7 protein-coding genes are annotated in these 12,292 nt (G+C 41.2%); all 7 read right to left on the bottom strand.

Annotation, left to right across the window (positions count from 1 at the left end):
- Complete coding sequence (locus tag MED217_RS01375) at nt 1-2,229, bottom strand: sensor histidine kinase (RefSeq protein WP_009778677.1); 2,229 nt, start codon at nt 2,227-2,229, stop codon at nt 1-3.
- The gene (locus MED217_RS01370) at nt 2,226-3,458 is read right to left on the bottom strand and encodes a DNA cytosine methyltransferase (RefSeq protein WP_009778676.1); all 1,233 of its coding nucleotides are present in this window, start codon (nt 3,456-3,458) and stop codon (nt 2,226-2,228) included. The genes MED217_RS01375 and MED217_RS01370 overlap by 4 nt, the downstream gene beginning before the upstream one ends.
- 229 nt (nt 3,459-3,687) lie before the next feature.
- Nucleotides 3,688-4,272, bottom strand: coding sequence for a hypothetical protein (locus MED217_RS01365; RefSeq protein ID WP_009778675.1), 585 nt, complete (start codon nt 4,270-4,272; stop codon nt 3,688-3,690).
- A 1,129-nt stretch (nt 4,273-5,401) separates the two neighbouring features.
- Nucleotides 5,402-6,760 (bottom strand): sulfatase family protein, encoded by a 1,359-nt coding sequence (locus tag MED217_RS01360; protein ID WP_230199223.1) that lies wholly within the window; start codon nt 6,758-6,760, stop codon nt 5,402-5,404.
- A 1,011-nt stretch (nt 6,761-7,771) separates the two neighbouring features.
- A complete protein-coding gene (locus tag MED217_RS18970) occupies nt 7,772-7,969 on the bottom strand; it encodes a hypothetical protein (RefSeq protein WP_154648887.1) in 198 nt (65 codons plus the stop codon).
- Between the two features lie 345 nt (nt 7,970-8,314).
- Entirely contained in the window at nt 8,315-9,901 is a 1,587-nt protein-coding gene (locus MED217_RS01355) for a family 43 glycosylhydrolase (RefSeq protein ID WP_009778673.1), read from the bottom strand.
- Nucleotides 9,902-10,899: 998 nt separating this feature from the next.
- Nucleotides 10,900-12,282 carry an alpha/beta hydrolase family protein gene (locus tag MED217_RS01350; RefSeq protein WP_040533116.1) on the bottom strand — a complete coding sequence of 461 codons (1,383 nt, stop codon included), beginning with the start codon at nt 12,280-12,282 and terminating at the stop codon, nt 10,900-10,902.
- Between the last annotated feature and the right edge of the window lie 10 nt (nt 12,283-12,292).

The following is a 12,292-nucleotide window of genomic DNA, read 5'->3' as shown; positions in this document are numbered from 1 at the left end:
TTATTTGCTGATTTCAATTTGGAAGTTCACTCCGTTATCACTTTTTCTAGCCGAAAGTTCACCATTGAGCCTATCTGATGCTTCCCCAGCAATGGCTAAACCAAGACCAGTTCCTTCAATTTTCTTAGAATAACCAGGTTCAAAAATGGCTCCAGATTCAATTTCCAAATCTGTTAAGCCTGGACCAGTGTCCTTATAGTCGATAATAACAGAGTCTTTATTTTGAATAACTTCTATTACAATTTTCTTTTCAACTGTCTTGGATATACCTAACCAATAAACACTGTTTTCAATTAGGTTTGTTAAAGCGATATACAAATCTTCTGACCAACCAAAAATTTCTACCCTTTCATCTCCAACAATGTCAATTTTAATATTTGCTTCTTCAATACTTGATTTGAAAACATCTAAACTCTCGTTAATAACACGAATAACTGAAAAGTCAGACTTTTTCTCCCTCTTTAGTTTGGCTAGAGGTGATATTCGCTTAAATAGAGTCGAAATAAACTTGCTATTCATCTTAAATCCATTTATGCTTTTTACTAGGCGTTCATAGTCCTCTTCAGTTGGTTGTGCTCGATAGAATTTTAAGTAACGCTCCATTATCTTAGTTTCAGAATTGAAGAACTGCAATGGCTTTCTACCTTCGTGAAGAATAAAGTTGACAATTTTACCTAGAGTTGCTTGACCTTGATAAATGGCTATTGTTTTTTCAATTTCCTCTTTGAGTTCAGCTTTCTTAGCCTCTTCTTTGGTTAATATATTTTCAATCTCGTCAATTGCATTCTCGTCTATTTTAAACTCAGATAGTGTTTTACCAATTGAAGACTTAACATCCGTTAGGCTAAAAAGCGTATTTATTTTATCTTGAATTTTAGACGTTTCACCTCTGCTTTTTTTACTTTTTAATCTAAACCCATATCTTCTTTCCTCTAACTCTGAAAGTGCCTTTTGAGAAAGCTCAACCAATCCAGAATAAAACTCATTCTCTTTTAAACCATCTCTTGCACTTTTTTCTTCTAATCCTGATGCTTCCTCTGATTGGATTGTGACAAATCCAACGATTTGATTATTACTTACTCTATCGGCAAAACTTTGAACTCTGCTTTTGTCAAGCCCAAGCCAATCAACACCCTTATTACCGTAAGGTCTAATCCTAAATGAATTCTTATAAATATTTACACCATAGACCTCATTAAGTTGATTTCTTGCCTCTCTTTTGCCCATAAGAACCTTTGAAACTGGATTAATTAGTCCTTTGTTTATTAGGTTTTCAATAGCTTCAGGTTCACGGTCAAAAACTCTAAAATCTATTTTAACTTCGCCACAAAATTTACTCGATTCTGATATTTCTAAATTTTTCTCAATCTTTTCAGTTTGGACAACTTCAGGATTTACATTGTTTTCAAACAATAGATTTGCCTTTCCTTTATCAGATATTGTTCCTGACACACGATAATCATAATATTTTATGATAGGATACGTCTCAATTTTTATATTATCATCAATATCTTTAAATGGTGAATTCTTAAATGACAAATTTATCTTGAATTTGTCTTCAATTGATTCATTAAATGGTGAAATAAGCTTCCTTAATTCACTGACCAATTGGTTTAGTGTATCTCTATTCCAATAAGATAGTTTAGTATCTATTTTTTCAATGACTTTTTCATCACCATTTTCATCAATAACTATTTCTTCATATTTTTCATCTTTAGCAATAATTAAAATATCTGTTCCAGAGGCCTCTTGAGTTTCTTTCTTCTCAATGAGAAGTTCTATGTTCTCAAGAAATTCATCTGTTTTAAAAATTCTCCAGTCAATAACAGCCTCAGATTTTTCACCATTTGCATCAACTGTAGAAAGTGTCATTTCTTGACCTAAAATGGAAGCAGCAAAACGACCAATACCTTTTCTCCCTTGCAAGGTTCTTGAACCATTTTTACTCACTTTTCTCTTGAGCTTATCGTTGGTTGCTGGAACTAGCCATTTATTAATTACTGTGTCGAAATCCATTCCATGACCATCATCTTTAATAGAAATAATCAAAGCCTGTTCATTGTCAATTTCGGTGTATTTAAAAACAATGTCGACTTTCGTGGCGTCTGCATCGTATGAATTTTTGACTAGTTCAACCAATGCAGCATAAGAATCTCCTATTAAATCGCTACCGATTGTATGAATCAATCTAGCTGCTGGTCTAATCTTGTATGTTAAATCATCGCTCATTGAAGCTGTTTTTTAATTTTATTAGCAATTTTTTTTGCCATTAAAGGTGGAACAGCATTCCCAATTTGTCTAAAAGCAGCAGTTCTTCCTCCCTCAAAATAATAGTCATCAGGGAAAGATTGAATTCGAGCAGCTTCACGAACTGATATAGATCGAACTTGCTTTGTATCTGGGTAGATATAATGATGTCCATCTTTTGCAATATGTGCAACCATAGTATGTGACAATCCTTTTATATCAACTACTTTAAAACGATCTACAAATGCTTTTTCATTTTTATGGGTTTTGAGTTTAGAAGGTAGATCAGGGTATTTTAGGCGTTCAGATTCTTTTAGCCATTTGTTTATGGCGATCTTATATATTTTTAAATCCCGTTCATTATGAGGCCTTGCGATATGTTGCGTCACAAAGTCAACCCCGTTTCTTAACTCATACTTCTCTAAATACGGCGTAATCTGCCCCGTATATTTTGTAACATTATTTTGTTCTCCCGGTTTAAGCTTTTTTAAATCTGAGAGTATCTGATCTAAAGTATACTTTTCCTTAACCTTTGTAAAAGACGGATATTGAAAGCTAAAACCCTTTTGCCATCCTATTAGGATAATCCTTCTTCTTTTCTGTAAAACACCAAAATGTTCAGATTTTTGAATGGTATAATCTAACTCATAACCTATGCGCTTAAAATAAGCTTGCATATTTTTAAAATAGCTACCGCTTTCCGCAGTAATCAACCCCATAACATTTTCAAAAACAAACACTTTTGGTTGATACTTTTTTAAGAATTTGGCGTATTCCTTGTATAAAAAATTCCTTGGGTCATCCTTCATCTTATTTTTATCCCGAGAGCGTCCAACTAACGAGTAAGCTTGACAAGGAGGTCCTCCAACAATTAAGTCAACCGGCTTGCCCTTAACGAGGTTGTCTATTTTTGCAAATATCACTTTGTTATTATCACCTCCAATTGCGGTATTTATCACCGAATTTGAAATAGTCGAAGAACTATTTTTTTCTAAAAAGTCACTCCGCGAAATATCCCCTAATATGTACTTATAGTAATCCTTTAGTTTATCTTCTGATTTTAATTTATGATATATAAGCCTAGTCTCTAAAGTTTCGCAGGCTTTAGCATCTATTTCGACATGAGCAATAGGCTCAAATCCAGCATTAATGAAACCTTCTGAAAGCCCCCCAGCCCCCGAAAAAAGATCTATAAAGTTTAGTTGCCTCATTCTATATTAATATGGATTTACCCAACAGACCTGAAAATCTACGGGTAACACCCCTTAACTTTTAAAAATTATGAAAATAATACGAAAGTACTTATTTGAAATGGTTTAAAATCTTCCGTAAGTAGTCATATTTTTAGTCAATTTATAAACAAAATATAATTGTACTCTACAGAATCCCGTAAATACTTGTAGTTTATACACATAAAGGGGGAAAACACCCCCTTCTCTTCTAAATTACAGTACTTAAAAACACGATCCCAAAGAGCCATCCGGTATATAGCAGCGTATAACCCAAGGCATAGGTCAGTGCTAAAAAGAGGTTGCCACGGGTTTGCTCAGCTTTGTTAAACACCTGTTTTAAGGCGCTAAAAAACACCCAATACAGCATCATAATCAGGATGAATAGCGAAAACCAAAAGAGCACTTCTAAAAAGAGCAACAGCAAGAGAAACACGATGCCCATAACCACCCAGAGCAGGATACTCAGCACCACGCCTGCCAGGCCATCTCCCACATCAGTATCAGGCATTTTAAACCTGCCCACAGCGTCATACTCCATAAACGTACCGGTTTTATAGCTACGGTATTTAGGGAAATCATCTTTGAGCCCCACGCCTTTGTAGAGTCCGTAGCTCATAAATACAAACAAGATACTCCCAATGACCCCTAGAGCAAGGTAAAAGTTGGTCGTAAGCGCTCGGTGATACTGGATCCCGGTTAACCAAACCGTCAAGGCCGTTACCCCGATCACCAGCAGCGAAACGATAAATACGGTCTTGCCTTTAAAGTAAGGCCTGTTGGTTAGCTTGGGCATAACGCGGGTTTAAAGCTTGGGTTCTTGAATTACAAGATATTCAATTTATGTGTTTTAGGTGTTCCAACCCTTTAATTTTATTATTTTGAGTTATAGTATAGCCTCAAAAGCCCCTTTGTTCGGGTGTTCTCCCAGTGTTGTTCGGGTGTTGTTCGGTAAACACCCCCTTTTACCGAACCAGTACCGAAGGAGACCCGAAGGACAACCGAACAAAACCCTATCCAAACCTTTGTTTTTTGCTTTTAAAACACAAGGTTTTTACTTGTTGTTTTTTGAATAAAGCAGGTGTTTTTGGAGGTGGGTATTGGTAGGAGTAATGTGAGGGTTAAGGTGTGTTTTTATTGATTTTTTTAGTTTTTATGATTGTGACTTAGAGTCATGTTATGTTCATTTTCTTTGCTTGTCCAAAGAAATCCTTCGACTATCGCTCAGGACAGGCTACACAAAAGAAAAGACCCTTTTTCTTAGGTATTTTTCGCCTTAGGGCGAAAACCGCAATAGGGCTCCTAAATTTTCTCCAAGGCTTCAAAAATTCTTAACGGAGCCTTCTCGCTATACTGAAGAAAAAGAAGCGGAAACCCTTCGGGTATGAATGCGCCTAGTCATCTCGACATTAGGAGAGATCACACAACAGGCTAACTCCCTTCTCTCCCGAAGCTTCGGGAGGAAGGGCGCTAATATTCGAACTCAAAAGACAAACCTATTAGTTTTAAGCTTAACCAACACGCGATGCAATTCCCTATATGCATTGGGACAGGCAGCGCGGGAACATAAGGAAAGACAGCTCGAAAACAATGTCATCTGAACTTGTTTCAGCATCTCATCTAGTGAGACTTCTCGATACAATCCTTTCGCGCTCCGGCGCTCAAGCATCACTCGAAGTGACAGGGCGTTGTATTTCGTATTTTGTATTTCTTACTTTGTACTTTCGTATATCACACTGTCTTTACGCTTTGTTCTATTCTCTTTTGTCTCAAGTCTAAAATCTCAAGTCTATCTACCACAAACTGAAGACTGAAAACTGCTACTGCCCACTGTTTTTCCGATTTCTACTTTCGTATTTTCAAAACGTCTTTTCTCTTTTCTCTTTATTCTAACGTCTCAAATCTAAAATCTCATGTCTAAAAACCTACTCCTGTACCTCAGCATACCACTTCAACAACTTCTGCGTCATGGCAGCAGTGCGGTCGGGTTGTGCGGTGGCGAGGTTTGTTGTTTCAGCGGCGTCGGTCTCGAGGTTGTAGAGTTCGGGACGGCTGCCGTCGTAATCGCATAAGAGTTTATAGGCTCCGTCACGCATCGCCAGATCGGGTAGTTCGGTAAAGCCGTAGTAGTTTTTACGATCCGGCGGACGGCTGTAAAAAATAGGCGCTGTTCGGGAAGCCTGTGTTTTTCCTAGTAAGGTTTCGGTAAGTGCCTCGCCGTCGTAGGTGATGCTGTCGGCTACGGGAGTACCGGTAACTTCTAATATAGTCGGCACCAGATCGATCGCCGAAAACACCGAGCTTGCATTTCGGGTACCCACCGCTTCGGGAGCGATAAGACCGGGTCCCCAGACGATGAGCGACGAGCGAATGCCTCCCTCATACAAATGCGTCTTATAGCCTTTGAGTCCGCCCGCACGCCCCGCACCTTTTTCGGGTCCGTTATCCGAACAGATCAATACCAGCGTATTGTTTCTGAGTTGTTCATCGTTTTGAATGTAGTCAAAAAGCTTGCCTACCTGTTGGTCTAAAGCTTCGAGCACCGCCAGGTACAAGCCGCGTTTGCCTTGTTCTTTTGCCACTCCATATTCTTCATACGGCGGCCAGTATGGGCTGTGCACATCATCGGGCCAGATGTTGACGTAGAAAGGTTGGTCTTTGGTTTGGCTGGCTTTCATAAACTCCAAAGCTTTATCTACAAAGCCTGTGGTGATCTCCGAGCGCTGCATCCAGGTGACCGGTCCGCCCAAAATTTCGGCATCTGCCCAAATGCGACCTATGGTGCCGTTCTCATCTTTGGTAAGTGGTAGCAGCTTGGGGCCCATACCTTCAAAATTGGTAAGGGATGCATCAAAACCGTATTGGGTGATGGCCGGCGCTTCGGTCACATCGCGTTGCCCGCCCATATGCCATTTTCCAAAATGTCCCGTAGCATACCCGTGCTGTTGCAGGCTGCGTGCCAGCATTGGCGCTTCGGGATCGAGCCACTGTGCGAGTCCGCGTTCTTCATTATATTCCCGGTGGGCCAAGAACGAAGTGATGTCCCACCGCTGTGGGTAAGTGCCTGTGGAGATGGCCACCCGCGAAGGCGAACAAATAGGCGAATTGACATAAAACTGTTCAAAGCTGATGCCTTGCTCCGCCATCCGGTCGATGTTGGGCGTTTGCGCATCGGTATTGCCAAAACAGGAGAAGTCGCCCCACCCCATATCGTCAATAAACAGTACAATCACATTAGGTTTTTGAACCGGTTGCGGTTCGGCACACGAGCAAAAGAGACCCAAGCCCGTAAGTACAGGCAGCAGTAAACGTTTCATAAAAGCGTATTTAAATCGCGGTTGGTCTCTCGCGTGGTTTAAAAATAGGATTCTTTTTTGAAATACCTATTTTGCTTTTAATGATGTTCTGTTCATTTTCTTTACTCGCGTGATTTCTATTTTATGGGAACTCGTGAACTTCCTAGCGTCGATTTGCTAGTACTAATTCGACTAGCAGCTACATAGCACAACACCTGTGATTTCCTGATATGGTTGAAATGACTTCCTGCTTTTGAAAGTAATTACAAAACAAACCTGTACGTTTAAGATCAAACTATCACGCGATACAATCGCGCGATTTCTATTTAATGGAAACTCTTGAATCTCCTGCGTCGATTTTGATATTATGTTCTTCTAACCATGTTCATTCATTTTCTTTGCTTGTCCAAAGAAATCCTTCGACTATCGCTCAGGACAGGCTACACAAAAGAAAAGACCCTTTTTCTTAGGTATTTTTCGCCTTAGGGCGAAAACCGCAATAAGGCTCCTAAATTTTCTCCAAGGCTTCAAAAATTCTTAACGGAGCCTCATTGCTATACTGAAGAAAAAGAATGAGAAACTCTTCGGGTATGAATGCGCCTAGTCATCTCGACGTTAGGAGAGATCACACAACAAGCTAACTCCCTTCTTTCCCGATAACTATCAGAATCGTTTCAGCATCTCATCTGTTCCGGTCGCTGTTTTTCTTTAGCAAGCATAAGTATTAAATATAAGCGTTCCCCTCCTCTTTTGAGGAGGGGTGGCTGCAAGATGCGCCTTAGCGCTAGCTTGTAGACGGGGTGGTTTCGCCTGTGATAGAAAAAAGGTAACCACCCCTGCCCAGCTGCGCGGGCTTTCCCCTCCTTAAAAAGGAGGGGAGCTTTTATTATTTTTAAATTAGTTAATTTCCTAAGGCTCTGCCCTTGCAGCTATTCTGAACCAAGGGAAGTTTAAATTCGTGTAACCCTTCGGGTATGAATGCGCCTAGTCATCTCGACGTTAGGAGAGATCACACAACAAGCTAACTCCCTTCTCTCCCGAAGCTTCGGGAGGAGAAGGGCCGGGGATGAGGGATAAAAGATGCGATTTCTCCCGATGGTTGAAATGACTGTCTGTTTCAACACCCATCAATAAAGCCAAGTCTCCCTTTGAAGGGAGATTTAGAGGGATGTTAAGATTTCGTCTGAAAACATCCATCCCCAACCCTTCCTTCGAAGGAAGGGTGCTAAAATTCGAATTCAAAAGAAAAACCTATTAGTTTTAAGCTTAACCAACACGCGATGCAATTCCCTATATGCATTGGGACAGGCAGCGCGGAAACATGGATATTGGGACAGGCAGCTCGAAAACAATGTCATGCTGAACTTGTTTCAGCATCTCATCTAGTGAGACTTCTCGATACAATCCTTTCGCGCTCCGGCGCTCAAGCATCACTCGAAGTGACAGAGCGAAGCGTATTTTTTACTTCTTACTTTGTACTTTCGTATTTCAACACTGTCTTTACGCTTTATTCTATTCTCTTTTGTCTCCCGTCTATCAGCTCTAGTCTAATAGCTCAAAACGCACATCATCAACCCAAGCCGTTGCACCGGCAGCTCCTTTAGCATAAATACCTACAGTAAGCTTACCGTTGACTACGGAAACTTCATCTATGGTGATGCTGGTCCATTCGGGGTTTGAGGTGGTGAAGCTAGTTTCAAACGTTTGGGTACCGCTTTGGGCATAAAGGTTTAGTTCTTCAAATCCGGTGGTGTTTTTGACGGTGGCGGAAAGGCGATACTTTCCGTCAGGTAAACTTACATAGGGCGTACTGCTTAGTTCTTGGGTGATACGGCGTTCAAAAGGCACTTGATCGCTGATGTGTAAACTCTTTTCTCCGATCACATGCTGGCGGTCGTTTTGGGTGTTGAAGTGATTCAGTACAGGTGAATCGGGATCGGTGGTGGAAATGGGATTCCCTTGCAGGATCTCGGTATGCCAACCCAACAGCTGTTCCTGCACGGGTTTGTTGTTACTGGGAATGTGGCGACGGTCGGCTTCAAAACTCGGGTTCTTGATGTAATTGTTATCGGCTGCGACGCTCCAGGTTCCGGTGGCTTCGTTGAGCTTCCAGCTGTGTAACGAATTGAAATACGGTGTTTCCCCATCAAACGACAAAGGCACCCACTGGTTGTAGCCGAGTCCGTTACCGGCGAACTCTGCCCAGCGGTCTCCGCAAAAGAGTACGGTTTCTTGTTCGCTTCCGCGCACAGTATAAAAAAATCCGGTTTGCGAGATGTGCGCATAGTCTTGTTCGCTGCCCGGCATCACCTGCATCTCATTAGTGGGTTTATACGGACCAAAGATAGTATCGGCGACGAGGTAATAGGCAAAAGAACCATCCCAACCGTAGATGTTGGAAGCCGCCATATAGTACTTGCCCTTGTATTTAAACATACAATTGCCCTCGCGGCTGGCACCTCTAAAGATCTCGTGCACTTCAAGCAAATCTACCTTGCCGTCGCGCACGCCGATCTCTGAAATATAGATCTTGTTTCGCCCACGCCCGTAGGAATATACGAGGTAGGATTTTCCGGTATCGGGATCTGTAAAGACGGTTTGGTCCCCTGTATTGGGCGTCCCAATACGCGAGGTCATATCAATATGTCTATGTACTTTAAAATCCCCCAAAGGCGAATCAGCCAAGGCGATCATCACATTTTTTCCGTGTTGGATCAATAGGGCATACTGCTTAAGTGCCTCGATATAGGCCACGCCCATACGCCCCAGCCAGGTAGGGCGTTCTTCATAGTTCACCGCTTCTTTGGTAAGCACGTGTTTCTCAAATTTCCAGTTCACCAGATCGGTAGAAGTGTAACAGGTTACCCCTTCAAAATGGTTACGCTCTAAGGTTTTAGACGGATCGTTGCGGTAGGTTTCAGCTTCTTTATAATGCACCCCATACCAGTAGTATTTAGGAATTCCGCTTTGCGGATCAGGAAACTGAAAAATGCCCCCACCCTGCGAATAGATGGGTTCGCCGTCTACGGTATTCCAAAAACGGTCGTTCGTGATCTTAAGTTCCTGCGCCCGTGAGGTACAGGAAAACACAGCAAAAGCTAAAAGAAAAGCAAGGCTAAAGGGTTTCATAGGCAATAGATAAGGAAACAAAATACGAGAAGAATTAAGGTTCTTTATCCTGTGCTTGCCTGTTCTTTTTCTTTGCTTATGATATTTTTATTTCGTGAAACTCATAAATCTCCTAGTGTCGATTTTGATATTATGTTCTTCTAAACGTGTCCTTTACTTTTCTTTGCTTGTCCAAAGAAAAGTAACAAAAGAAAAGACCCCCTTGCTTAGGAATTTTAGATTCGTGTAACCCTTCGGGTATAGATGCGCCTAGTCATCTCGACGATAGGAGAGATCTCACAACAGGCTAACTCACTTTTTCTCCCGATAACTATCAGAATCATTTCAGCATCTCATCTGTTCCGGTCGCTGTTTTTCTTTAGCAAGCATAAGTATTAAATATAAGCGTTCCCCTCCTCTTTTGAGGAGGGGTGGCTGCAAGATGCGCCTTAGCGCTAGCTTGTAGACGGGGTGGTTTCGCCTGTGATAGAAAAAAGGTAACCACCCCTGCCCAGCTGCGCGGGCTTTCCCCTCCTTAAAAAGGAGGGGAGCTTTTATTATTTTTAAATTAGTTAATTTCCTAAGGCTCTGCCCTTGCAGCTATTCTGAACCAAGGGAAGTTTAAATTCGTGTAACCCTTCGGGTATAATGCGCCTAGTCATCTCGACGTTAGGAGAGATCACACAACAAGCTAACTCCCTTCCTTCTCCCGAAGCTTCGGGAGGAAGGGTGCTAAAATTCGAATTCAAAAGAAAAACCTATTAGTTTTAAGCTTAACCAACACGCGATGCAATTCCCTATAGACATTGGGACAGGCAGCGCGGGAATATAAGGAAAGACAGCTCGGAAACAATGTCATGCTGAACTTGTTTCAGCATCTCATCTAGTGAGACTTCTCGATACAATCCTTTCGCGCTCCGGCGCTCAAGCATCACTCGAAGTGACGCTGCAAAGCGTATTTTGTATTTCTACTTTCGTATTTTTTAAGAAGTTACTGAAAAACTGCTACTGCCGACTGTTTATTCTTCCGTTTGCTTCAGGATCCAGTCCGTTATCGTTTCCAGTACGATGGGTGCCATGGTTTGTTCGATTTCCCCATATTCTGAAGGCGCACCGGTTGCACTTTCCTGAAACAAGTGGTTGAGTCCGTCAAATTCTTTTATACTGACTTGCGTATTTCCACCGGATTTGAGTGCCGCTTCAATAGCGGGCAAGTTCTGCGCTGCCGAAACTTGCAGGTCGTTGCTTCCGTTGAGTGCCAATACGGGACAAGTTACTTGTCTAAAGCTTTGCCTCGGAACAATCTTAATTAAATCCTGAACATAAGGATGAGTATATCGATCAACCAGCATTGCTGTATAATCTTCAGTACTCATTCCATAGGGTATCTCTCTTTTTGTACGCTCTAAATAAGAAACAACAATCTCTTTTAAAGACCGCTCTAATTCTTTTGGACGTTCAGCGCTTTTAACTTCACCTACTACCTGTTCTAAAAAATCAAGTTTTGCCAGCCATTCCTTTTCTGAGATTCCTTTTGATTTTGAAATCAATTTCCTCTGCAATATAAAGTTTGTGTCACCATCGATACCGGGTGCTGCAAGTGCTATTATAAAATCTATTTCTTTAGATGATGCAGCAAGCATGGCGGCAAGAAGTCCACCTTCACTATGGCCTATCAAGCCAATCTGATTTGTATTGATCTCCTGAAGTGTTTGAAGGTAATGTAGTGCAGCTTTGGCATCTGAAGCAAAATTCTGTAATCCTGCTACATTAAAATCTCCGGTTGATGCACCTACACCACGTTTATCGTAGCGCAAAACTGCTATTCCCTTTCTGGTGAGATAATCTGCAAGCACCAAAAACATCTTATGATTGCTATTTATTGTATTATCACGGTCTGTTGGGCCACTGCCTCCTAATAAGAGTACTGCAGGAAATGGACCGCTACCCTCTGGTAAGCTCAGCAAACCTGCTAAGTTTACTTCTGCTTGAGAATTTTGAAAGCGAACTTCCTCAGTTAAATACGGAAAAGTAGACTTAGGCTCTTGTAGTTGTTTCGATTCTTTAGTTAGCACTAAAAAATAATCCGTATTCATTTGGGTAAGATTACCAACCAATTTACCCCCAGACCATACCGCTTTATATTGTAAATCGTGTCTCGCAACTACCAAGTGTAATTTTCCTGCATTGTAATCTATAGTAGTAACATCAATACCTAAGGATTGTTGTAAAGGACTATCTAAAGTAGCGCTATAGATATTGTTCTTTTGAGAGAAATGAAAAATCAAAGGAATACTGCTGTTTTCACTATTTATAATACCATACCAGTCACCGATAATGCTCTGAGCAAAAGAGATCCTACCAAATAAAGCAACAAAAATAAAAAGCAATAGTTTTTTCATAATACCAACA

The organism is Leeuwenhoekiella blandensis MED217, assembly GCF_000152985.1.
Taxonomy (GTDB): domain Bacteria; phylum Bacteroidota; class Bacteroidia; order Flavobacteriales; family Flavobacteriaceae; genus Leeuwenhoekiella; species Leeuwenhoekiella blandensis.
Note: the sequence above shows the minus strand (reverse complement) of the source record. Positions and strands in the feature narration are given on the sequence as shown.